Below are 23,645 nucleotides of genomic sequence, written 5' to 3' on the forward strand. Positions count from 1 at the left end.
GTCACAGCCCGAGGTAGATGCGCCGCACCTGCGGATCGTGCCGGAGCTGGGCCGACGTGCCGCGCATCGCCACCTCGCCGTTCTCCACCACCAGGCAGCTGCTGGTGGCCTCGAAGGTCAGCTTGGCGTTCTGCTCGACCAGCAGCAGGCTGAGCCCTTCGGAGCGCAGCCGCAGCAGGACCGCGAGGATCTCCTCGACCAGCTTCGGCGACAACCCCATCGACGGCTCGTCCAGCAGCAACAGGCGGGGGCGGGCCATCAGCGCCCGCCCGATCGCCAGCATCTGCTGCTGGCCGCCGGAGAGCGCCCCGGCCAGCCGGCCGCGCATCTCGCCGAGGACCGGGAACATCTCGTAGACCTCGGCCAGGGTCGCCCGGGTCTCCGCGTTCCACTTCCGGACGTACGCGCCCAGCAGCAGGTTCTTCTCCACCGGCAGGCCGGCGAAGACGTGCCGGCCCTCCGGGACGTAGCCGATCCGGTGCCGGACCATGGCCCGGGCGTGCACGCGGCTCAGGTCGACGTCGCCGTAGCGCAGCGTGCCGACCTTGCGCGGGACCAGCCCCATCACCGCCTTGAGGGTGGACGTCTTGCCGGCGCCGTTGGCGCCGATCACCCCGATCGCCTCGCCGGCCGGGACGGCGAAGCTCAGGTCGCGGACCGCGCAGACGCCGCCGTAGTGGACGGTCAGGCCCTCCACGGTGAGTGCCTGCGCGGTCTTGGTCGCGGATTCGGACATTGCGGTCATCCAGTCACCTCCATCGAGTCACCGAGGTACGCCTCGATCACCGCGGGGGTCGTGGCCACCTCGGCCGGCTCCCCCTCGGCGATGACCCGGCCGCCGGCCAGCACGGTGATCCGTTCGCACAGCGACATCACCAGACCCATGTTGTGCTCGATCACGATCACCGTGACGCCGCTGTCACGGATGGACCGGACGATCTCGCTGAGCTGCCGGACCTCCTCGCCGTTGAGGCCGGCGGCCGGCTCGTCGAGCAGCAGCAGGGCCGGGCCGGCGGCCATCGCCCGGGCGATCTCGACCCGCCGCTGGATGCCGTAGGGCAGGGATTTGGGCGGCAGGGCGGCGAACTCGGTGAGCCCGTACCGGTCGAGCGATTCCCGGGCCCGCCGGTGCAGGTCGCGGTCCCGGCGCAGGACGTGCACCGGTCGCAGCAGGTAGTGCCAGCTGTGCCAAGTGGCGCTGCGGTCCAGCGCGACCAGGACGTTCTCCTCGACGGTGAGGTCGCCGAAGAGACGGAGGTTCTGGAAGGTGCGCGACATGCCGGCCCGGGCCAGCCGGTACGGCGCGAGCCCGGTGGCGTCCCGGCCGCGGAACCGGACCCGGCCCCGGGTCGGCCGGTAGAGCCCGCTGATCACGTTGAACAGGGTGGTCTTGCCGGAGCCGTTCGGGCCGACGATGCCGCGGATCTCGCCGGCCGTGACCGACAGCGAGACCTCGTCGAGGGCCTTGAGACCGCGGAAGTGCATGCTGATCCGGTCGGCCTCGAGGATCGGCGCGCCCTGCCCGGCCGGCTCGGCACGGGTCTCGTACGGCCGGAACGGCTGCAGTCGGGCCGCGCTGCCGGCCCGGCCCCGGCCCAGCGCCGCGCGCAGCCGCTTGGGCAGCCCGGCCAGGCCGGTCGGGGCGAACACCACGACCAGGACGACCACCGTGCCGTACGCGAGCTGGGCGACCGTGGGGTGGTCGACCAGCCACTCGCGGACCAGGTAGAGGCCGACCGCGCCGACCACGCAGCCGATCAGGCTCTGCCGGCCGCCGATGATCACCATGGCGAGCAGCAGGAACATGTTGGCGATCGAGAACGACTCCGGCGCCACGTAGCGGATCAGCCCCGCGTAGAGCACGCCGGCCACCCCGCCGTACACGCTGGCCAGCAGGAACGCGGTCATCCGCAGCACCGGCACCTCGGCCCCGAGGGCGCCGGCCGCGAGGGCGTCGTCGCGCATCGCCCGCATCCGCCGGCCGAGCGCGGTCCGCACGATGAACAGGCCGAACGCCAGGACCAGCGCGAAGACGATCAGCTCCAGGTAGTAGTAGAGGTACTCACTGGACAGATCCACGCCGGGCAGGGTCGGCACCGGGATCGCCGAGATGCCCTCGGCGCCGCCGGCGATCTGCGCGTTGGTGACCCAGTTGGTGAAGGCCAGCGCCAGCCCGAGAGTGACGATGCCGAGGTAGTGCGACTGCACCCGCAGCGCCGGGGTGCCGACCAGCAGCCCGATCGCCATGGTGGCGGCGATCGCGAGCAGCGCCGAGACCCAGAAACCCCAGCCGGCCCGGGTGGTGAGGATCGCGGTGGCATAGGCGCCGACGCCGAAGAACGCCACCTGGGCCAGGTTGACCTGCCCGCCCACGCCCATGCAGAGGCCCAGGCCGACGGCGAGGATCGCAAAGATCAAGATCACATTCACGACATGGATTGCGTACGAATCAAGGCCGTACGGAAGTAACCAGGCCGCCACCGCAATGATCGCGAGCGTAGCGATGCGATATCTCATGCCCGATTCACCGTCCGCTCGCCGAAGACCCCGGTCGGCCGGATCATGATGATCACGGTGAAGACCAGGAAGGTGACCAACTCCGAGTAACCCTGGAAGTGCCCGGCCGCGAACGAGTCGAGCACCCCGATGGCCAGCCCGCCGACGATCGCGCCGGGAATGCTGCCGAACCCGCCGAGGATCGCCGCCGCGAAGCCCTTGATGCCGAGCGCCCCGCCGAGCGCCGGGTTGACGTAGAGCAGCGGCCCGACCAGCCCACCGGCCAGCGCCGCCAGCCCCGCGCCGATCATGAAAGCGATCGCGTTGCTGCGGCCGACGTGGATGCCGACCGCGGTGGCCGCCTCGTGGTCCATCGCCACCGCCTGCATGGCCGCGCCGCGTTTGGTGCGCGACAGGAACAGCACCAGCAGCACCGTGGCGACCGCCGCGATGGCCAGCACGACCAGGTCGTAGGTGCGGATCCGCAGCCCGAACAGCTCGATCGGGGCGGCCGGCACCGGCGACGGGACGGCCCGCCCGGTGGCCCCCCAGATCATGATGACCAGGGCGTCGAGGACGATGCCGAAGCCGATCGTGCCGATCAGCATGAGGTCGAAGTCGCGGTTCTCCAGCGGCCGGAGCACCCGCTCGATGACCAGGCCGATCGCCGCGGTGACCGCGATCGCCACCAGCATGGCCAGCGCGAACGGGAGCTTGGTGGTGAGGTAGAAGGTGGAGGCCAGGTAGGCGCCGACGGTGACGACGTTGCCGTGCGCGAAGTTGACCAGGCCCATCGTGCGGTAGACCAGCGAGAAACCGAGCGCCACCAGGGCGTAGACGGCACCGAGACTGATCCCGCCGATGATCGTCTGAAAGAAGACCTGCATGGCCTCTCCTTCGATGGCGGTATCCCGGCGCCTCCGTGGCGGCGCCGGGATACCGGGGGTCGGGTGGATCAGCCTGCGGCCGCGACGAGCTTGCCGCCCTGGATCTTGCCGATCGAGGTGGCGAAGATCCCGACGCCGGTCTGGTCGAACGCGAAGTCGCCGAGCAGGCCCTGGTACTTGGTGGCGCGGATGGCGTCGGCCAGCGGCTTGCCGGTGGCCACGTTGCTGTTCTTGAGCGCGGTCAGCATGATCTGCGCGCCGTCGTACGCCTTGGCCCCGTGCAGCTCGGCGTCCTCGTTGTAGGCGGCCTTGTAGGCGTCGGCGAACTTCTTCGACGCCGGGCTGATGTCGTTGCTCAGATACGGCGAGCTGACGATCGTGCCCTCGGCGCCGGCGGCGCCGGCCGTGTCCAGGAAGACCGGCGTGCCCTGCGGCGCGGCACCCGCGAACGGGACGGTGATGCCGAGGTCGCGGGCCTGCTTGACGATCAGTCCGGACTCGACCTCCTCGGCGCCCAGGAAGATCAGCTTCGGGTTCTTCTGCCGGATCGAGGTGAGCGCGGCACTGAAGTCCTTCTGGTCGGTGGTGACCACCTGGTCGGCGACCGGCGTGACGCTACGGGCGGTGAGCGCCTTCGTGAAGGCGTCGTGCTCGCCCTTGCCGTACGAGCCGTTGTTGGTGATCAGCGCGATGCTCTTGATGCCCTGCTGGTCGACGATGTATTTGGCCAGCGTCTCGTCGTAGGTGGTGCTGGTCGGGCCGTTCAGGAACAGGAACTCGCTGCCGACCGCGACCAGGCCCGGGGACTGCCCGGACGTGATGTTGGGGATCTCGGCGGTCTTCAGCGTCGGCGCCATCGCGATGGTCACCGCGCTCTCGGCCGTGCCGATCATCGCGATGTACCCCTCGCTGTCGATCTTGCGCGCGAGGTTGGTGCCGGTGGTCGGGTCGGCCTGGTCGTCGAACACGTCCAGCTGGATCTGCCGGCCGTTGATGCCGCCGGCCGCGTTCCACTCGGTGACGGCGAGCTTGGCGCCCTTGAGTTCCCACGCGCCGAGCGAGCTGAGCTGCCCGCTCTGCGCGTCCACCAGGGCGATCTTGATGGGCCCGGAGTCCGAGCCGGACTCCTTCTTGTCGCCGCCGGGTGCGCTGCACCCGGCGGCGACGACCAGAGCGAGCACGGCGACGGCGGATATGGCGGTGGCACGGGGTCGGACCATGTGCGTCTCACCTCGATCTAGGGTTGAGTCGGCGCCTCTTACTCGAAGACGCCCTGGTAGATGTCCTTGATGTTCCAGTGGCCGGGGGTCGGCACCGGTTCGTTGACCATCGGAACGTCGATCACCGCGGGGCGGCGGCGGTCGACGGCCGTCTTGAGGGCGGCGGTGAGCTCGCCCGGTTCGCCGATCAGGTATCCGTCGGCACCGCAGGCCCGGCCCAGGGCGGCGAAGTCCGGGCTGTAGGGCTGCCCGTCCGGGTCGGTGAAGTCGCAGCCGTAGCTGCGGCCGAAGAACGTCGACTGCAGGTCGGAGATGGTGCCGTGGGCCCGGTTGTTCATCACCAGGAAGATCACCGGGAGACCCCGCTCGACCGCCATCGGCACGGCCGGCAGCTGCGCGCTCATCCCGCCGTCGCCGATCAGCGCCACCACCACCCGCTCGGGCTGGGCGAGCTGCACGCCGAGGGCGGCGGCCGGGCCGAAGCCCATGGTGGACGCGCCGCCGGGGGTGATGAACCGGCCCGCGGCGGGCAGCGGATAGCACTGGGCCACCCCGTTCTTGTTCCAGCCCACGTCGGTGACCAGCACCGCGTCCGGCGGCAGCCCGGCCCGCACGTCGGCCAGGATCCGCTCCGGCCGCAACGGGAACTGGTCGCTGCGGCCCCGCTCGGCGCTGGCCGCGAACAGCTCGCCGCGGGCGGTGGCGATCCGGGCCCGCAGCTCGGGCCGGGCGACCGGGTCGTGGCCGCGGACCCGGTCGCGGATCGCGGTGACCGCGAGCGCGGCGTCGGCGACCACGCCGAGCTCGACCGGGTAGTTGCGGCCGATCTCGGCCGGGTCGATATCGATCTGGATCAGCCGCGACGGCGGGAAACGCCAGGTGTAGTCGGGGTTCCACGAGCTCGCGTCGGTCTCGGCGAACCGGGTGCCGATGGCCAGCACCAGGTCGGCGTCGCGGGCGTAGGCGTTGGTGACTTCCAGCCCCCAGAACCCGGTCATGCCGAGCACCAGCGGGTGGTCGTCGGGCAGCGCGCCCTTGGCCATCAGCGAGTGCGCCACCGGGATGTCGAGGTGCTCGGCCAGCTCGCGCAGCGCGGCCCGGCCGGCCGGGCCGCCGAGTCCGCCGCCCAGGTAGATCAGCGGCCGCTCGGCACCGGCCAGCGCGGCCGCGATCCGGTCGGCGTCGGCGGCGCTCAGGTCGGGACGGGTCACGGCGGCCGGCAGCGGGTAGGCCGGGACGCCGTCCGGCAGCGGCCGGGAGAACAGGTCCATCGGCACGTTGAGCAGCACCGCGCCCGGCCGGCCCGAGCTCGCCGTCCAGAACGCCCGCTCGGTGAAGCGGGGCAGATCCTCGACCCGCTGCACCTGCCAGGCCCGCTTCACGAACGGCCGGTAGATGGCCGCCTGGTCGGCGTCGGCGTGCAGGTTGACCTCTTGGTGCGGGTGCCGGCCGTACAGGTAGGACGGGATGTCGCCGGCGATGGCGACCAGCGGCACCGAGTCGAGCGCGGCGGTGGCCACCCCGGTGACCGCGTTCATCATGCCCGGGCCGACGTGCATGAGCAGGACGCCGGGTTTGCCGGTGGCCCGCGCGTAACCGTCGGCGGCGTGCGCGGCGGTCTGCTCGTGGCGGGCGATGACGAACTCGATGCCGCTGCGGCCGATGGCGTCCAGCAGCGCGATGTTGGTGTGCCCGCAGGTGCCGAAGACGTATTCGACGCCGTAGTCGGTGAGCTGCGCGACGAGCGCGTCGGCGGCGGTGGCCATCAGTTCTCTCCCCAGATCGACATTCCGCGCAGGATCAGCGTCTTGACGACCGTGTAGTCGTCGATCATGTGGGCCGGCGACTCCCGGCCGAACCCGGAGTCCTTGACCCCGCCGAACGGCACGTGGTCGAGCCGGAAGTTGGACGAGCCGTTCACGATCAGGCCGCCCACCTCCAGCTCCCGCCAGGCGGTCAGGATCCGGCCGATGTCCCGGGTGAACAGCCCGGCCTGCAGGCCGAACCGGCTCGCGTTGCAGGTCGCCAGGACGGTGTCGAAGTCGTCGAACGGCAGCACGCTGACCAGCGCCCCGAAGACCTCCTTGGTCACCACCGCGGCGTCGGCGGGCGGGTCGGCGACCACGGTCGGGGTGAGGGTGGCGCCGTCGCGCGCGCCGCCCACGGTGATCCGCGCGCCGGCGCCGGCCGCCTCGGTGGCCCAGCCGAGCACCCGCTCGGCGGCCCGGTCGTCGACCATCGAGCCGACGTCGGTGGCCGGGTCGAGCGGGTCACCGACCCGCAGCGCCGCCACCTCGGCGGTGAGCAGGTCGACGAACGCCGCGAAGCTGTCCCGCTGCACGTAGACGCGCTGCACCGAGATGCAGCTCTGCCCGGAGTTGGTATAGCCGGTGCGGGCGCACACCTTGGCGGCGGCCGCGAGGTCGGCGTCGGCGCAGACGATGGTGGCGGCGTTGCCGCCGAGCTCCAGGACCAGCCGCTTGGCGCCGGCCGCCCGGGCCACCGCGGCGCCGGTCTCGGCGCTGCCGGTGAAGCTGATGACCGCGACCTCGGGGGCCGCGCAGAGCTCGGCGCCGACCTCGCCCCCGCCGTGCAGCAGCTGCACCGCCTCGACCGGCGCGCCCGCTTCCAGCAGCAGCGCGACCACGGCGGCGGAGACGGCGGGCGCCTGCGGGGGTGCCTTCACGATGGTGCTGTTGCCGGCCGCGAACGACGCGCCCAACTTGTGCGCGAGCAGGTTGGCCGGGGCGTTGAACGGCGTGATCGCGAGGGCGACGCCGGCCGGCGCGCGGTAGGTGAGGGCGGTGTTGCCGATGCCGCGTTCCCAGCCGGCGACCGGGAGCACGTCGCCGCCGATCCGGCGGGCCTCGGCCGCGCAGACCGCGAACGTGTCGGCCACCCGGTCCAGCTCGCCGCGGCCGTCCTTGACGGGTTTGCCCAGCTCGAGGGCGATCAGCCGGGCGATCGCGTCGCGGTGCTCGGTGGCCAGCGCGGCGGCCCGGTCGAGGATCGCGGCCCGGGTGGCGGGCGCGAGGCGGGCGACCGTGCGGGCGAACGCGGTGGCATGCCCGGCCGCCGCCCGGGCGTCGCCCGGCTCGGCGATCCGGGCCCGGCTGACCACCGTGCGGGTGAACGGACCGACCCGGTCGTCCGACGGCCCGTCACCGATCCAGACGCCGCCGAGCAGGGTGGGCGCCGAAACCACCGATCCCGGTGGCGTGTTGAGGATGGCCGCGAGCATCTGCACCTCCTAAAGTCCGTCACGTGGACCACATTTGGTCTTCTGGACCGCTGTACGGACTCGGGTGTAACGTACGGTTGGCCATCAGCCGATGGCAATAGATCGGGGCCGAAAAGTTACGGGCCGATGACGTCATCGCGCGGGCGGCAGAATTCAGGTGTCCTAGACACCAATGGCCGATCTCGGCCGCACTGCAGAGGAAGTGAGCCACGGTGACATCCGCGACCAGGCGTAACCCGGCGGCCGGCGACGAGAGCTCCGAGGGGCAGGGCGTCCGCAGCATCCAGCGGGCGCTCGACATCCTGTCGCTGCTGACCGAGGACCGCCCGTTGATCGCCGTGCGGGACATCGTCGCGGCGACCGGGCTGGCCAAGACGACGGTCATCCGGATCGTGCAGACCCTCGAACAGAGCGGCCTGCTGTGGGCGACCAACTCCGGCTACATGGCCGGGCCCGGGCTCTGGCGGTGGGCGCACCTCGCCCGGCGCGGCTGGGAGCTGCCGCCGGAGACCCAGCGGCTGATGCGCGAGCTGGCCGCGCGCGAACGGGAGACGGTCAACGTCTACGTGGCCCGCGACATCGTCCGGATCTGCATCGCCCAGCAGGAGAGCCCGCAACCACTGCGGCACGTCGTGCACGTCGGCGACGAGCTGCCGATGTGGGCCGGCGCCTCGGCGAAGGTGTTGCTGCGCAACGCCTCCGACGGCCTGCTGGAGCGGGTGGCCCGCTCCTCGCCGTGGGGCGAGGGGCACGTGCGGCGCATCCGGGAGTGGATCGACGAGGCCACCCAGCAGGGGTACGCGGTGAGCCACGGCGAGCGCGAGACCGGCCTGTCCGCGGTGGCCGTGCCGATCCTGGGCCGCTCCGGCACCGTGGTCGCGGCGCTGACGCTGAGCGGCCCGACCGTGCGGTTCACCGACGACCGCGTCACCGAGTTCACCGCGGCGCTGCTGACCGCGGCGGCGCAGATGAACGAGCGAGGTTTCGACCATCCGCTCGGCTCGTCGTTCTGACCACACCCGTAGGGAGAACCGCGCATGCCCGACCGGCCGCTCGACGGTATCCGTGTCCTCGACCTCACCAACGTCCTCGCCGGGCCCTACTGCACGTATCACCTGATGCTGCTCGGCGCCGAGGTGCTCAAGATCGAGATGCCCGGCCGGGGCGACCTCGCCCGGCGGCTGGGCCCGGACCCGGAGCTGAACCGGTCGTTGCTCGGCGCGTCCTTCCTGGCCCAGAACGCCGGCAAGAAGTCGATCGAGCTGGACCTGAAGTCGGACGACGGCCGGGCCACGTTCGAGGAGCTCGCGACGCACGCCGACGTGCTGGTCGAGAACTACCGGGCCGGCGTGCTGGCCCGGCTCGGCTTCCCGGCCGAGCGGCTGGCCCGGCTCAACCCCGGGCTCGTGCACTGCGCGATCAGCGGTTTCGGCCAGACCGGGCCGATGAGCCAGGCGCCCGCCTACGACCAGATCATCCAGGGCCTGTCCGGGATGATGAGCGTGACCGGCACCCCGGAGACCGCGCCGCTGCGGGTCGGCTTCCCGGTCGCCGACACCGTCGGCGGCCTGTCCGCCGCGCTGGCGATCACCGCCGCGCTGGCCGGCCGGCGGGTCGACGGCAAGGGCCGCTACCTGGACGTGTCCATGCTGGAGGCGTCGCTGTCGGCGATGGGCTGGGCGGTCTCCAACTACCTGGTGAGCGGGGTCGAGCCGCAGCCGATGGGCGACCAGAACGCGACCGCCGCCCCGTCCGGCACCTTCGACACCGCCGACGGCCCGCTCAACATCGCGGCGAACCGCCAGGAGCAGTACGAGACGCTGTGCCGGCTGGTCGGCCGCCCGGAGCTGATCGACGATCCCCGCTTCGCCGACCGGGAGGCGCGCAAGGCGCACCGGCCGGAGCTCAACCGGGAGCTGACCGAGGCCCTGCGGGCGCGGCCGGCGCTGGAGTGGGAGCGGATGCTGTCCGCGGCCGGGGTCCCGGCGGCCCGCATCCTGACCGTCGCTCAGGCCGTCGACATCGACCAGGTGGCCGGCCGGGGTTTCATCGCCGAGGTGCCGTTCCCGGCCGGCGACCGGACGCTGCGGGTGAGCGGGAGCGGGGTGCTCTTCGACGGCGAGCCGCTCACCCCGCCCGCTCCGCCGCCCGTGCTCGGCGAGCACAACGCCCAGGTGCCCGAGCTGCTCCGGCGCTGGCGGGAGGCCCGTAGCCCGGTCCCGGCCGGCGACTGACACGCTAGGCATCGCCGACCAGCTCCAGGAAGTCGGCGTACATCCGGTCCTCGCCGGGCGCGTATCCGGTGAAGAGCTGGAACGACGCCGCGGCCTGGTGGACCACCATCCCGCCGCCGTCGGCCACCCGGCAGCCCAGCGCCCGGGCGGTCCGGATCAGTGCCGTCTCCAGCGGGCGGTAGATCACGTCGGCGACCCAGAGGTCGGCCCGCAGGTGCTCCGGCTCGATCGGGGTGCCCGGATGGCCCTCCATCCCGATCGGGGTCGCGTTGACCAGGCCGCCGGCGTCGGCCAGCCGGGCCGGCACCTCCTCCGGGGCGATCGCCTCGACCGTCACCGGGTGGTGCCCGGCGATCGCGCGGGCCAGCCGCTCGGCCCGGCCGGGGTCGACGTCGGCCACCGACAGCCGCCGTGCGCCCGCGCCGGCCAGCGCGGACGCCACTGCCAGGCCCGCGCCGCCCGCGCCGAGCTGCACCACGTGGTCGAGGCGCAGGCCGGGTAGCTGGCGGGCCAGGCCGGCCGCGAAGCCGTACCGGTCGGTGTTGTGCCCGACCGCCCGGCCGTGGTCGAAGACGACGGTGTTGACCGCGCCGAGCTCGGCCGCCTCCGGCGCGAGATCGTCGAGGTGCCGCACCACGTCCTGCTTCACCGGGTGGGTGATGTTGAGGCCGCGGAAGCCGAGCCGCCGGGCCGCGCTGACCAGGTCGCCGACGTCGCGGGCGGCCGGGGCGAGCCGGTCGAGGTCGACGAGCTGGTAGAGGTAGCGGAGGCCGTGCCGGCCGGCCTCCCGCTCGTGCAGCGCCGGACTCAGCGACGTCCCGATGCCGGCGCCGATCAGGCCCACCAGACAGCGTTCCACGATGGCCTCCAGTTCTTTGTACGAACCAGTACGTTAGTTATCGGCACCGAAACCTGCGATGTCAAGAGATGGACGACAATGCATGGCCTTTATCGGTCGGCCAGGAGCTCCGACCCATCGGCGACCACGTCGTCCCCCGCCGCCGGATTGGTGTTGTTGAGGTGCCCGTAGCGGAATCGGGTGCCGGGATGCCGGGCCGTGTGCGGCCGGGACTCCACGATGGGCAGATGGCCCATGCTGCGGGCGCTGCCCGGCCGGCCGGTCGTCCGGGTCAGCTCGTCGTCGGTGCCGAAGGTGCCGTCCAGCAGCACCTCGCCGGCACCGGCCACGAACCCGTCGAACGCCGCGGTCCACGCCGGCAGGCAGGTGGCGTGCACGAAGCTCGCGCCGGTCCGGGTGTCGGTCAGACGCAGCGCCGACACCCAGTCGTCGCCGGCGACCCCGGCCGCGTAGCGCGGCCGCTTCGCGCCGACCGTGAGCCGGCGGACGTCGAGGCCGCCGTCCAGCACGAGGTGGTCGGTGAGCTCGTTCCAGTGCAGCTCGGTGTAGGACGCGAGCATCGGGCGCAGGGGGAAGGCGGTTTCGAGGGCCGCGCTCACCGCCGGGGTGGCGTAGACGCTCAGCCGGACCGCCTCGCGCAGGCTGAGCAGGCCGAGCGTGTGGTCGAGCTCGGCGGTGGTGAGCAGTACGCCGCGTAGCGGGGTCTCCCGCAACCCCGGGCCGGGGGCCAGCTCCGGGGTGCCGAGGATCTGGGTGCGGATATCCGGGCCGGCGTTGAGCAGGTACCACGCCGTGCCGTCGCCGCTGACCGCGACGGTGTCCTGGGACCGATGGCGGCCGGTGCGGCGGGCGTCCTGGCAGACCGGGCAGGCGCAGTTCCACTGTGGGCTTCCGCCGCCCGCGGCACTGCCGAGCACCCGGACCCTCACGCGTACCGCCGCGGGATCATCGGGGTTCGGGTGGCCGGTTCGAGCAGCCCGTGGTGCGGCGAGAGCGAGCAGGCCGGGTCGGTGGCCGCGGCGTCGCCGGTCAGCTGGAAGGCCTGGCAGCGGCAGCCGCCGAAGTCGAGTTCGCGCAGCTCGCAATCGCGGCACGGGGACGGCATCCAGGCGGTGCCGCGGTAGCGCTCGAACAGTTCCGAGCGGTACCAGATGTCGGCGAGCCGCTGCCGCCGCACGGTCGGGGCCGGCGGGCCGGGCAGTTGCTGGGCGGCCAGGCAGGGCAGGACGACGCCGGTCGGGGTGACCGCGAGCTGCCGGGCGCCCCAGCCGTTCATGCACGGCTTCGGGCGGCCGGTGAAGTGGTCCGGCTCCACGTAGACGATCTCCATCTCGTGGCCGTACCGCTCGTGCACCCCGGCCGCGGCGACGCCGGCCCGGCGCACCTGATCGGCGGTGGGCATCAGGGCGGCCCGGTTGCGCAGGCCCCAGCCGTAGTACTGGGTGTGCGCCAGCTCGAGCCGGTCGGCGCCGAGATCGGCGGCGAACGCGGCGATGTCGGCGAGCCGGTCCACGTTCGCGGCGTGCAGCACCACGTTGATGGTCAGCGGCAGGTCGGCCCGCCGGATCAGGCCGGCCGCCGCGATCTTCCGCTCGTGGGCGCGCAGGCCGGCGATGGCGTCCGCGGCCGGGGTGTCGGCGTGCTGCACGGACAGCTGCACGTGGTCGATGCCGGCCGCGCCGAGCCGGTCGAGCCGGCCGTGCGACAGCCCGACCCCGCTGGTGATCAGGTTGGTGTACATGCCCAGCGTGCGGGCGTGCGCGACGAGATCGGCGAGGTCGGGGCGCAGGACCGGCTCGCCGCCGGAGAAGTGCACCTGCAGGACGCCGAGTTCGCGGGCCTGGTCGAGGACGGTCCGCCACTCCCCCGTGGTCAGCTCGTCGCGGACCGGGTCGATCTGCACCGGGTTGGAGCAGTAGCCGCAGCGCAGTGGGCAGCGGTAGGTCAGCTCCGCGACCAGGCCGATCGGTAGCGGCGCCGGCCCGCCCGGGGCACCGGCGCAGGTCTGCGCGACGGCCGGGCGTCCACCGTCGGCCAGCAACCGCCGGGCGGTCAGATCGTCGACCAGCTCGGCGACGTCGGCCCGGTCGACGTCGTCGTAGGTGTGGGCCAGCAGCGCCACGATGTCGTCGACGTCCCGGTGCCCGTCGCAGGCGCGCACCACGTCCGGGGCCGGCCCGGTCAGCATCAGGCTGCCCTCCGGGAAGAGCAGGGCGTCGGCCTGCCGGACCGGGTCGTGCACCAGCCGTACGCCCCGGCCCAGCCCCGGTCTCACGCGACGCCGCCCTGGTGTTCGACGGCGTCGAGCATCGCGTTCAGCACGTCGCACTTGAACGCCAGCGCCCGCAGCGCGGCCTGCTGCTCGTCGGCCGTCCGGCAGTGCGTCAGCACCAGGTCGAGGGTGTAGCGGGCGTCGTCGCGCACCACCGGGATGCGGTGCTCGAAGTAGGCGTACCCCTCGGGTTTGATCCAGTCGTAGTGCCGGCGCCAGGCCACCACCCGGGCCGCCATCAGCTCCGGCGAGAACAGCTCGGTCAGTGCGGCGGCCGCCGCCTCGAGCCACGGCCGGTGCAGGCAGAAGTGCAGGTAGCCGTCGACCGCGAACCGGGTGCCGCGGGCGACGTGCCGCTCGTCGAGCAGTTCCTCGCGGGCCAACCCGACCGCGTCGGCGAGGACCAGCCAGTCGGCCTGGCCGCCCTCGCCGTCGCGGGCACCGTCGTGGAAGGTGACCCGGTCGAGCCAGCGGCGGCGGACGGCCGGCTCCGGGCAGTTCGCGATGATCGCCGCGTTCTTGCGGGCCAGGATGCTCTGGTAGTACCACCGGTTGGCGACCCAGCCGCGCACCTCGGCCGGCGAGCACTCGCCCGCGTGCAGGCGCCGGTGGAACGGGTGGCGATCCCAGTAGCGCGGGGCGAGGCCGTGCAGGGCGGCGGCGAAGTCGGCCCGGTTCAGCTCGGCCGGCGCCACGGTTGGCCGACCCCGGCGTACCCGGAGATCTCTGCTCTTGATTCCAGGCATTCGGTCTTCGGTTTGGTCCAGGTGCGCTTTTCCTTGGTCATGAGATGTCCCTTCAGGAGACGACGATCTTGCCGGTGTTCTGCGGGTAGACGGCGTCGTTGTAGAAGTAGGTGCCGGGCGTGCTGAACGTGTGTGACCAGGATTTGCCCGGCATCAGCACCCCGGTGTCGAACTCGTCGTCGAAGAACGACACCGCCGCGTGCGCGGAGGCGTTGTCGGCCGGGTTGACGAAGGTGACCGTGGTGCCGGCCGGGATCGCCAGGTGCTGCGGCGCCATCGCGTTCTGCGCCACCAGGTTCTCGGTGGCCCCCGGCGCGTTCGTGGCCGCGCTCCAGACCCGCCCGATGGTCACCGTGTTGTTCGCGGTCGCGCCGGTGACCGCCGCGGTGCGGACGTCGTTGCGCTTCGACGGCGGCACCGGGGTCGCCGCCGGCGCGACGGTGCCGCCGAGCTTGAACGCCCACAGGTGGTCGCCGCGCGGGATGTCCGGGTAGGGCAGGCCGTTGCCGCCGGCGAACACCGCGATGTACTGCTCGCCGTCGATCTCGTAGGCGATCGGGCTGGTGTGCACGCCGGCTCCGGTCTGGAAGCTCCAGAGCACCTCGCCGTTCGTGTCGTCCATCGCGTGCAGCAGGCCGTCCGGCCCGCCCTGGAACATCACCCGGCCGGCCGTGGTCAGGATGCCGTTGCCGTGCGCGAGCGACCACTCGCCGTCCTTCGTCCACACCGGACGGTTGGTGACCGGGTCGACCGCGACGATCCCGCCGGCGAAATACTCGCCCAGCGGCCGGGAGGTGTTGACCCGGCCGTCGCGGGCGTTGGAGAAGCCCGAGTTGATCAGGCCGTAGCCGACGTAGATCCAGCCGGTGTGCGGGTTGAACGACAGGTGCGACCAGTCGGCGCCGCCGCCGGCCCCGGGGAAGATGATGACCGGCCGGTCCCAGTGCGGGGTGTAGAGGCCGCCGGTCTCGTAGAACGGCACCGGGCGGGTGGCCTTGTCGATCCGCGGTTCCTGCGGGACGAACGATTCGCCGCCGGGGAACGGCTGGGTGGGTGCGGTCTTCTGGCGTACGTCCTGGGGAACCGGCCGTTCCTCCATGCCGTGGATCGCCTCGCCGGTGCGGCGGTCGAGGATGTAGTACATGCCGACCTTGCTGCCGTAGACCACGACCTTGCGCAGCCTCTTCTTGACCACGATGTCGATCAGGACCGGGGCCATCACGTTGTCCATGTCCCAGATGTCGTGGTGCACCGACTGGAAGTGCCAGCGCCGGCGGCCGGTCTTCGCGTCGAGGGCGACGATCGAGTTGGCGAACAGGTTGTCGCCGGCCCGGGACGAGCCGTCGGTGCGCGGGTACGGGCCACTGAAGGTCCAGTAGACGAGGCCCAGCTCGGGGTCGATCGCCGGGTGGATCCACGGCACCGCGCCGCCGGTCTTCCACGAGTCGCCGGCCCAGGTGTCGTGGCCGAACTCGCCGGGCCCTGGCGCCGACCAGAACGTCCAGACGATCTCGCCGGTCGCCGCGTTCAGGGCGTAGGCCCGGCCGCGGGCGCCGCCGGTGCTGCCCTGCATGCCGACGTAGACCAGGCCGTCGTGGTGGACGACCGCGCCGGCCAGGGTGCCGGTGAGGCCGCCGCACTGGCCGTTCTGCGGGTCGCAGCCGCTGTCCGAGCCACCCTCGCCGGCGGTGATCAGCGGGCGCTGCCAGAGGATCGCGCCGGTGAGCTGATCCAGGGCGTACACCATGTTGGATCCGCTTGTGGAAAAGACCTTGCCGCCGCCGAGCGCAACGCCGCGCATGTTCGTGCTCTTGCTGCCGAGGTTGGTCTTCCATTTGATCGCGCCGGTGCGGCCGTCGACCGCGAAGACGTTCTGCTGGGTGGTCTGCACGTAGAGGACGCCGTCCTGGACCACCGCGGTGCTCTGCTGCGCCTGGCTGGTGCTGCCGCCCTCCAGGTTGACGTGCCACGCACCGCCCAGCCGCTGCAGAGTTCGCCGATTGATCTGGCCCAGGTTGGAGTGGTTGGTGTTGCCCAGGTCTCCGCAGACCTTGGGGAAGTTCTTCCCGGGCCGCCCGAAGGCAGGTGGCTGTAATGGGGCCGCTTCCGCCGGTGTGCCGGCCAGGGCGGTCGTGCCCACGGCGCCCACCGCGCCGGCCAGGAATTTGCGTCTCTCCATGGCTGTCCCCGTTCTCGAGTCAGCTGCAGAACGGGAGCTTGCCCATGGCGGACAGGATCCCGGTGACGATGTGCTTCTTGAAGAAGGCCTGGCCGACATAGCCGGAGCCGTCGGTCCACGCGGCCGAGTCGTGCCCGAGGGCGGTGACCCAGGAGCGGCCGCCGTCGTAGTACTGGCACCAGGACAGCGGGTGGAACCGGCCGTGCCCGGGGTGCACCGCGGACCTGGTGGCCAGGCTGGACTCGTCCACACCGAGCAGGAACTTCACCCGGGCCGGGAAGGGCATCCAGTTGTACCACTCGTCCTTGAAGTCCCACCGCGGCGGCAGACCCTGGGTGGACGAGTCCTTGGCCAGGGTGACCACGGTCCCGTTCTGATGCGCACCGTGGTCGTAGTACTGGGTGCCGCCGCACAGGCCCTCGTAGTACGGCCAGTTGTACTCGGTGCCGCCGATCGCGTTGTGGATGCCGACGAAACCGCCGCCGGCCCGCACGTACTGCCGCAGCGCGGTCTTCGCCGCGTCGAGGTGGGCGCCGGTGGTGGTGTTCACCGCCGCGGCACTCACCGCGGTGCCGTGCTTCCACAGCGTGTCGCGGCTGGTGCTGCCGAAGACGACGGCCTTGTAGGTGCTGCCGATGCCGGGCATCAGCGTGACGTCCTCGGTCCAGTCGACGCCGACGCCGACCTCGGCCATCCAGGCGATCACCGCGTTCTGCAGGACGTGAGCGGCGGTCAGCGTCGGGTTCAGCCCGGCCGCCAGGGCGGGCCCGAGGTGCGCGTGCCGCGGGCCGGCGGTCCGGGTGTAGAGCAGGATCCGGTCCTGCCGGTTGGCCACCCACGGGTGGTAGGACGCCGGCACCTGACCGCGGATGACGTTGTAGTACGGGTCGAAATAGTCGTCCAGTCCACGAGGGACGTTCGTGGTGACCGGCTGCTTGACCGTCGGCTCGGCGCCACCGGCATGCCGTTCGGCGGCCGCCGCACTACTGGCCGTGGTGCCGGCCGCCGCGGCGGCCGCGGCGGTGGCGGCCGCGCCCCGAAGGACCGCGCGCCGGGGAAGTTTCGCCATCGAGAGCCTTTCCCTGAAGGGAAGTCCGCTAGACGGACCATCTGTACCGCTCTTAGGTCCGGCTCAATATAAAGAGCTTGTTTCGTACGGCGCAAGAGATCCGCTCTACGGTTTCCCTGGACCGCAGATCGGACCCGAGTTAGGGTCTCGCCATGACCGCTGACGACGCCGCCGACTGGTGGGGCACCGCGGTGTCCCGCATCGAGCCCAACCGCATCGAGCTGCGCGGCATCCCGGTGCAGGAGCTGATCGGATCGATCGGCTTCGGGTCGATGATCTGGCTGATGCTCCGCGGCGAGCGGCCCACCGACCGGCAGGCCGCCCTGCTCGAGGCGGCGCTCGTGGCCGGCGTCGACCACGGTCCGCACGCCCCGTCGATCGCGGTCGCCCGGATGGCGATCACCTGCGGCGTCGGGCTCAACAACGCGATGGCCAGCGCGGTCAACACACTCGGCGACTCGCACGGCGGCGCCGGGCAGGAGTGCGTGATGCTCTTGACCGAGATCCTCGATCGCGACGGTGGCGACCTCGCGGTGGCGGCCGACGAGGTGATCGCCGCCTGGCGGGCCCGCGGCGTCCGCTACCTGCCCGGCTTCGGCCACCGCTTCCACACCCACGATCCCCGGCGCGATCCGCTGCTCGCCCTGGTCGACGCGGCCGTCGCCGACGGCGTCGTGCCCGGCGGTCACCTGCGGGCGGCCCGGGCCGTCGAGACCGCGCTCAACCGGGGCCGGAGCCGGCCGGTGCCGATGAACATCGACGGCGCAACCGCGGTCATCTACGCCGAGCTGGGCTTCCCGGCACCCCTGGCGCGCGGGCTGTTCGTGCTCAGCCGCAGCGTCGGCATCCTCGCCCACGCCTGGGAGGAGTCCCAGCAGGGGCGCCGCAACAAGGGCCCGATCCCGCCCGCGATCCGCCCCACGTTTCTATCCTGAAGGGAAAGGCCATGGACCACCCCTCGTCCATCTCCACGGCATGCCTTTCCGGATCTCTCGAGGACAAGCTCGCCGCCGCGGCGGCCGCGCGGTTCCACGGCATCGAGCTGACCGGGAACGACCTCGTCGTGTCGTCCTGGTCGCCCGGCCGCATCCGCCAGGAATGCGCCCGGCGCGGCCTGACCATCGACGCCTACCAGCCGTTCACCGACGCCGAGGCGGTCCCGCCGGACATCTTCGCGGCCACCCTGCGCCGGGCCGACCGGACCTTCGCGATCCTCGAACAGCTCGGCACGCGAACCCTCGTGGTCAGCTCGTCGATGTCCGCCGACGCGGTCGACGACGACGATCTGGCCGCCGAGCACCTGCACAAGCTGGCCACCCGGGCCGAGGCGCACGGTGCCCGGATCGCCTACGAGGCGCTGGCCCGGGGCCGCTTCGTCAACACCTACGCGCACGCCTGGCGGATCGTGCGCCGGGCCGGCCATCCGGCGCTCGGCCTCTGCCTGGACAGCTTCCACATCCTGTCCCGCGGCGACGACCCGGCCGGCATCCGGGTCATCCCCGGCGAGAAGATCTTCCACCTCCAGGTGGCCGACGCCCCGCGCACCAGCCCCGACGTCACCCGGCTCTTCCCCGGGCTGGGTTCGTTCGACCTGACCCGCTTCGTCGGGCAGGTGCTGAGCACCGGCTACGCCGGGCCGCTCGCCCTGGAGGTGGTCAACGACGTCTACCGGCAGGCGGACCCCCGGCAGGCCGCCATCGACGGCATGCGGTCCCTGCTCGCCCTGCGCGAGTCGGCCGGCGTCACCACCCCGGCCGCCGAGCTGCCGCCGGCGCCCGAACTCGGCGGCATCGTCTTCACCGAGCTCGCGGTGGACGACACCTCCGGCCCGTCGGTGGCCCGCGCGCTGACCGCCCTCGGCTTCAGTCATGCCGGCCAGCACCGCTCGAAGCCGGTCCAGCTCTGGCAGCAGGCCCGGGCCCGGGTCCTGCTGAACTTCGCCGCGCAGCGCACGGTCCCGCCCGGCACCGCGACGATCTGCGCCTTCGCGGTGGAGAGCGCCGACCCGGTCGCCTCGACCCGGCGGGCCGAGCAGTTCCTCGCTCCGGCCCTCCCCCGGCTGCGCGCCGCCGAGGAGGCCGAGCTCACCTCGATCGCCGCGCCCGACGGCACCGCGGTCTTCCTCGTCCACGCCGACAGCTGGCCCCGCGACTTCCTGCCCACCGGCGCAGCGCCGTCCTCCGGTGGAAACATCACCGGCACCGACCATCTCTCGCTGACCGACTCGATCGACGACTTCGACGACGCGACCCTCTTCTACCGCGCCGTCCTCGGCCTGCGCGCCGGCACCACCACCGAGATCGCCGCCCCCTTCGGGCGCATCCTCAGCCGGGCCGCCGCCGATCCGGCCAGGCGGGTCCGGGTCACCCTCAACACGGCACCGCTGCACCGCGGCGACTGGGCGCCGGTCATCCCCGCCCCGCAGCACGTGGCCTTCAGCACCGACGACGCCGTCGCCTGCGCCAGGGCGATGCGCACGCTCGGCGCCCCGCTGCTGCCGATCCCCGACAACTACTACGCCGATCTCGACGCCCGCCTGGCCCTGCCCACCGACCTGCTCACCGAGCTCCAAGAGCATTCCATTTTGTACGATCGGGACGAGCGCGGCGCCTACCTGCACTTCTACACGGAGATGCTCGGCTCCCGGGTCTTCTTCGCCGTCGTGCAGCGGATCGACGGCTACGACGGTTACGGCGGCGCGGTCAGTGCACCGGCCCGGATGGCCGCCCACCGCGAACGACGGCTGCTCGCCCTGCGCCACACCGAATCCGCCGAACGGCAGGACTACTCGCTGGCCCACCTGACCGCACTCAGCCTCTCCCCACCGGAGCTGGTCGACGCGGCCGCCGAGGCCGGTTACCGCTACGTCGGGCTGCGGCTGACCCGGGTGACCCCGCAGGAGCCGCACTATCCCCTGGCCACCGATCCGGCCCTGATGCGCACCACCAAGACGAGGCTCGCCGCCACCGGCATCGAGGTCCTGGACATCGAGCTCGCCCGGATCAGCCCCGCCGAGGACCCCCGCGACTTCCAGCGCTTCCTGGAGGCGGGCGCCGAGCTGGGCGCCAGGCACGTCATCGTGCAGCTCCCCGACCCCGACCGGGCCCGCAAGACCGACCGTTTCGCGCAACTCTGCGAGATGGCGAGACCGCTCGGCCTGACCATGGACCTGGAATTCCCGTCCTGGACGGAAACCCCGGACCTGCAAGCCGCGGTTCGGGTTCTGCGCGGCGCCGCCCAGCCGAACGCCGGCATCCTGATCGACCTGCTGCACTTCGCCCGCTCCGGTTCGAGCATCGCCGACCTGCGCCAGCTGCCGGCCGAGTGGTTCCACTTCGCGCACGTCTGCGACGCCCCACCCGCGGTCCCCGCCACCAACGAGGGCCTGATCCACACCGCCCGCTTCGAGCGCCTGTTCCCCGGCGAGGGCGGCATCGACGTGCACGGCATCCTCGGCGCCCTCCCGCCCGGCCTGCCCTACGCCCTGGAGATCCCGAGGGCGACGCTGGTCGCCCAGGTCGGCGGCAAGGAACACGCCCGGATGGCGATCGCGGCCACCCGCCACCACCTGGAGAAGGCGGTAGCTCGTTAGCCTTTCTGCCGAAACGGGCGATGGGCCGGGCCGTCCGGCGGCGAGTAGCTTGTCAGTCGGTCCAAGCCAGGAGGGTGAGGGTCCATGTCTGTCTTTCGCCGCCGAGCCGAGCCACCGCCCGGCGCCCGCATCACGTCCGCGCCGCCCGCGCCCGCGCTGGACTGGTCGGAGGACGACCGGATCCGCGCCGAGTGGCCGCCCGGCCAGCTGGAGGGCGCGGCCGGCGGCCGCCTGGGCTGGGGAAACGGCATGGCGCTCTACGAGCAGAACCCGGCCCCCGGCCAATACCTGAACATCGCCGAATACCTGACCCGAGGCCTGGCCTACACCTACCTGGGCAAGCCGCTGATCAGCGACGCCCAGGCCGCCGAGTCGGTCCGCCGCATCTTGCACCTGATCTCGGCATTGCCACCGGGCGGCCCGGCGGTCCTCGACCACATCGCCGCCCGCCTGGCCCGGCTGGCCTTGGCGGTGACCCGCCAGAAGGGCTGGCAGCCGGCTTCGCTGGGCGGCGACGGCCAGATCCCCGACGAGCTGCTGCGGCCTCCGGCCGTGGTCGAGGCGATCGGCGCCCCCGGCGTAGCCCGCAACGACTACCTCCGGCACTTCTTCGCCAAGGCATCCTGAGCGGTGTGAACCCCCGCATCGACCGCATCACTCGGGAAAATCGGGCAAGCTGGAATTCATCAAGGCCACCAAGGCCGGATGACCGGCCATATCCGTTCGGGTAAGGGTGGCAGGCATGACGCGGGTGGACTTCCTCATCAGCTACGCGGGCCCGGACCGGCCGTGGGCGGAGTGGGCCGCCCAGCAGCTCGAACGCAACAAATTCACGGTCGAGCTGGACGTCTGGGACTGGGCCACCGGCGACAACTTCGTCCTGCGGATGAGTGACGCGCTGGCCCGATGCGACCGGGTGCTGGCCCTGCTCTCCAAGGACTACTTCGACCGGGAGCGCTTCACCACGGACGAGTGGACGGTGGTGCTGGCTGAGCGGCCCGACAAGCGCGGCCGCCGTCTGATTCCGCTGCGGGTGGCCGAGGTCGAACCGCCGTCGATCCTGCGGGCGGTGTTGTACCGGGACCTGTTCGGCGTGCCGGAGCTGGAAGCTCGGCAACGGCTGCTGGCGGCGGTCACCGGGCCGAGCCGCCCGGCCGGGGATGTTCCGTTCCCCGGCTCCGCTGTCAATAACGCCCCGACGCCGCCGACCGGCGGAGCGCGCGTGCCCGGGTCGCTGCCCGCGGTGTGGAATGTGCGTCGCCGGAACCCTGCGTTCACCGGCCGGGAAGCGGAGCTGGCCGGGCTGCGGCAACGCCTGTGCTCGGGAGATCGAGCGTTGGTGCAGGCACTGCACGGCATCGGCGGGGTCGGCAAGACGGAGTTGGTGGTCGAGTACGCGCACCTGTTCGCCAACGAGTACGACCTGGTGTGGTGGATCGACGCGGAACGGCCCGAGCTGATCGGCGAGCAGTTGGCTGCGCTCGCCGTGGCCGCCGACTGGCTGACCCCCGGGGCCTCGGCAACGCCGGCCGCCACGGAGTCAGTGATGCGCCGGTTCCATGGGATGCCCGGCTGGCTGCTGATCTACGACAACGCGCCGACGGCGGACGCCGTCGGCGCGCTGATCCCGGACGGAACCGGCCATGTGGTGATCACCTCGCGCAGCAGGCAGACGAGCAAGGTCGCGGCGGCTCCGATCGAGGTGGATGTGCTGACCCGGCCGGCGTCCGTGCAACTGGTGCTGGACGTGCGGCCGGAGCTGTCGGCTACGGATGTGGATCGGCTCGCCGCGGCGGTCGAGGATCTGCCGCTGGCGCTGACGCAGGCGGCCGGGCTGCTCGCCGAGACCGGGATGACCGTCGACGAATACCTGCAGGAGCTGACGGTCGATCCGGCGGCGGTGCTGAGCGAGGGGCCGACCGGGCACTACCCTGGGCCGCTCGCCGCGGCAGTCGCGGCGGCGATGCGGCACCTGGCCGGGCAGGACGAGGCCGCTGCCCAGCTGTTGCGCTTGATCGCGGTGCTCGCGCCGGAGGCGGTGCCACTGCGGTGGCTGATCGGCACGCCCGAGGGCACGCTGCCGCGGCCACTGGCGACCGTGGCCTCCCGGACCCTCGCCCTGCGTCGCACGCTGGGCCGGATCGCGGCGCTGGGCCTGGCCCGGGTCGACTCCGACGTGATCCAGATGCACCGGCTGACCCAGGCCATCGTGGCCCGGACGACCAGCTCCGCGGAGACGGAGTCCTCCGATCGGCTGCTCGTGGAGGCATCACCCGGATACACAGGGGAACCGGCGCTCTGGCCCAAGTGGGCGGATCTACTTCCGCACCTGCTGGTCAGAATGCCGGTCACCGCAAGCAGTGCGCTACGCGACCTTGCCGCCAGCGCCTTGTACTACCTGGTGCTCCGCGGGGACTACCGCACCGCGAAGCAATGGGGCCACCTTTGGCATGAGCAGTTGCGACAGCAACTGGGCCCCGACGATCTCGCGGTGCTGGAGATCGCCGCCCAACTCGCCAACGCTCATGCCTTGCTGGGTGAATACCAGGAGGCCCGCCGGCTGAACGAGGACACTCTGACCCGCCGCAGACGAATCCTGGGTGACGATGACCCCGTCACCCTTCGCTCCGCCGACAGCCTCGGTTCCAACCTGTCCCTGCTGGGCGACCACGAACAGGCCCGGCGCCGTCAGGAGGACGCACTGGCACGCAGTCGGCGCGTCCTGGGCGACGACGACGCCGAGACACTCAGCTCAGCCAACAACCTCGCCCGGAGTCTCTATGAGTTGGGCGAATACGAACAGGCACACAGCCTCTACGAGGACACACTGACTCGCCGCCGGCGCGTCCT

General features: G+C 72.1%; 18 protein-coding genes. 6 read left to right on the forward strand and 12 right to left on the reverse strand.

Translation table 11 applies throughout. The features are described 5' to 3' along the window. Window position 1: 1 nt before the first annotated feature. From Adu01nite_RS38775 to Adu01nite_RS38800, 6 genes are all read right to left on the reverse strand, one after another. Window positions 2-745: an ABC transporter ATP-binding protein gene (locus tag Adu01nite_RS38775; protein ID WP_203734316.1), complete on the reverse strand. Its 744-nt coding sequence runs from the start codon at window positions 743-745 to the stop codon at window positions 2-4. Further along, window positions 742-2,430, reverse strand: coding sequence for a branched-chain amino acid ABC transporter ATP-binding protein/permease (locus Adu01nite_RS38780; RefSeq protein WP_203734317.1), 1,689 nt, complete (start codon window positions 2,428-2,430; stop codon window positions 742-744). Before Adu01nite_RS38780 ends, Adu01nite_RS38775 begins: the two co-directional genes overlap by 4 nt. Before the next feature lie 83 nt (window positions 2,431-2,513). Continuing rightward, window positions 2,514-3,383 (reverse strand): branched-chain amino acid ABC transporter permease, encoded by an 870-nt coding sequence (locus Adu01nite_RS38785; protein WP_203734318.1) that lies wholly within the window; start codon window positions 3,381-3,383, stop codon window positions 2,514-2,516. 68 nt (window positions 3,384-3,451) lie between these two features. Further along, on the reverse strand, window positions 3,452-4,603 hold the full coding sequence (locus tag Adu01nite_RS38790) for an ABC transporter substrate-binding protein (protein ID WP_203734319.1): 1,152 nt from the start codon (window positions 4,601-4,603) through the stop codon (window positions 3,452-3,454). 38 nt (window positions 4,604-4,641) lie between these two features. Next, entirely contained in the window at window positions 4,642-6,369 is a 1,728-nt protein-coding gene (locus tag Adu01nite_RS38795; RefSeq protein ID WP_203734320.1) for a thiamine pyrophosphate-binding protein, read from the reverse strand. Next, window positions 6,369-7,844: an aldehyde dehydrogenase family protein gene (locus Adu01nite_RS38800; RefSeq protein ID WP_203734321.1), complete on the reverse strand. Its 1,476-nt coding sequence runs from the start codon at window positions 7,842-7,844 to the stop codon at window positions 6,369-6,371. The genes Adu01nite_RS38795 and Adu01nite_RS38800 overlap by 1 nt, the downstream gene beginning before the upstream one ends. A gap of 212 nt (window positions 7,845-8,056) precedes the next feature. Between Adu01nite_RS38800 and Adu01nite_RS38805 the strand changes: the two genes are divergently transcribed. After that, complete coding sequence (locus Adu01nite_RS38805) at window positions 8,057-8,857, forward strand: IclR family transcriptional regulator (RefSeq protein ID WP_203734322.1); 801 nt, start codon at window positions 8,057-8,059, stop codon at window positions 8,855-8,857. A gap of 24 nt (window positions 8,858-8,881) precedes the next feature. Further along, on the forward strand, window positions 8,882-10,078 hold the full coding sequence (locus Adu01nite_RS38810) for a CaiB/BaiF CoA transferase family protein (RefSeq protein ID WP_203734323.1): 1,197 nt from the start codon (window positions 8,882-8,884) through the stop codon (window positions 10,076-10,078). 4 nt (window positions 10,079-10,082) lie between these two features. On the opposite strand, the gene Adu01nite_RS38815 is transcribed toward Adu01nite_RS38810, so the two are convergent. The 6 genes from Adu01nite_RS38815 to Adu01nite_RS38840 form a co-directional block, all read right to left on the reverse strand. Next, window positions 10,083-10,937, reverse strand: coding sequence for a shikimate dehydrogenase (locus tag Adu01nite_RS38815; protein WP_203734324.1), 855 nt, complete (start codon window positions 10,935-10,937; stop codon window positions 10,083-10,085). 89 nt (window positions 10,938-11,026) lie between these two features. Beyond that, a complete protein-coding gene (gene pqqB / locus Adu01nite_RS38820) occupies window positions 11,027-11,866 on the reverse strand; it encodes a pyrroloquinoline quinone biosynthesis protein PqqB (protein ID WP_203734325.1) in 840 nt (279 codons plus the stop codon). Further along, entirely contained in the window at window positions 11,863-13,212 is a 1,350-nt protein-coding gene (gene pqqE / locus Adu01nite_RS38825) for a pyrroloquinoline quinone biosynthesis protein PqqE (RefSeq protein WP_203734326.1), read from the reverse strand. Before pqqE ends, pqqB begins: the two co-directional genes overlap by 4 nt. Then, the gene (gene pqqC, locus Adu01nite_RS38830; protein ID WP_239133032.1) at window positions 13,209-13,904 is read right to left on the reverse strand and encodes a pyrroloquinoline-quinone synthase PqqC; all 696 of its coding nucleotides are present in this window, start codon (window positions 13,902-13,904) and stop codon (window positions 13,209-13,211) included. Before pqqC ends, pqqE begins: the two co-directional genes overlap by 4 nt. A gap of 103 nt (window positions 13,905-14,007) precedes the next feature. Continuing rightward, window positions 14,008-16,134: an outer membrane protein assembly factor BamB family protein gene (locus Adu01nite_RS38835; protein WP_203734328.1), complete on the reverse strand. Its 2,127-nt coding sequence runs from the start codon at window positions 16,132-16,134 to the stop codon at window positions 14,008-14,010. 19 nt (window positions 16,135-16,153) lie between these two features. Further along, on the reverse strand, window positions 16,154-17,203 hold the full coding sequence (locus Adu01nite_RS38840; protein WP_203734329.1) for a ThuA domain-containing protein: 1,050 nt from the start codon (window positions 17,201-17,203) through the stop codon (window positions 16,154-16,156). Between the two features lie 152 nt (window positions 17,204-17,355). Between Adu01nite_RS38840 and Adu01nite_RS38845 the strand changes: the two genes are divergently transcribed. The 4 genes from Adu01nite_RS38845 to fxsT form a co-directional block, all read left to right on the forward strand. Then, on the forward strand, window positions 17,356-18,138 hold the full coding sequence (locus Adu01nite_RS38845; protein WP_203734330.1) for a citryl-CoA lyase: 783 nt from the start codon (window positions 17,356-17,358) through the stop codon (window positions 18,136-18,138). Window positions 18,139-18,149: 11 nt separating this feature from the next. Continuing rightward, entirely contained in the window at window positions 18,150-20,795 is a 2,646-nt protein-coding gene (locus tag Adu01nite_RS38850) for a TIM barrel protein (protein WP_203734331.1), read from the forward strand. 84 nt (window positions 20,796-20,879) lie between these two features. Continuing rightward, entirely contained in the window at window positions 20,880-21,422 is a 543-nt protein-coding gene (locus Adu01nite_RS38855) for a hypothetical protein (RefSeq protein WP_203734332.1), read from the forward strand. Window positions 21,423-21,537: 115 nt separating this feature from the next. Beyond that, window positions 21,538-23,645 (forward strand): FxSxx-COOH system tetratricopeptide repeat protein (fxsT, locus tag Adu01nite_RS38860; protein ID WP_203734333.1); only part of this gene is annotated, 2,108 nt, incomplete at its 3' end.

The sequence above is a fragment of the Paractinoplanes durhamensis genome (assembly GCF_016862175.1).
Lineage (GTDB): Bacteria > Actinomycetota > Actinomycetes > Mycobacteriales > Micromonosporaceae > Actinoplanes > Actinoplanes durhamensis.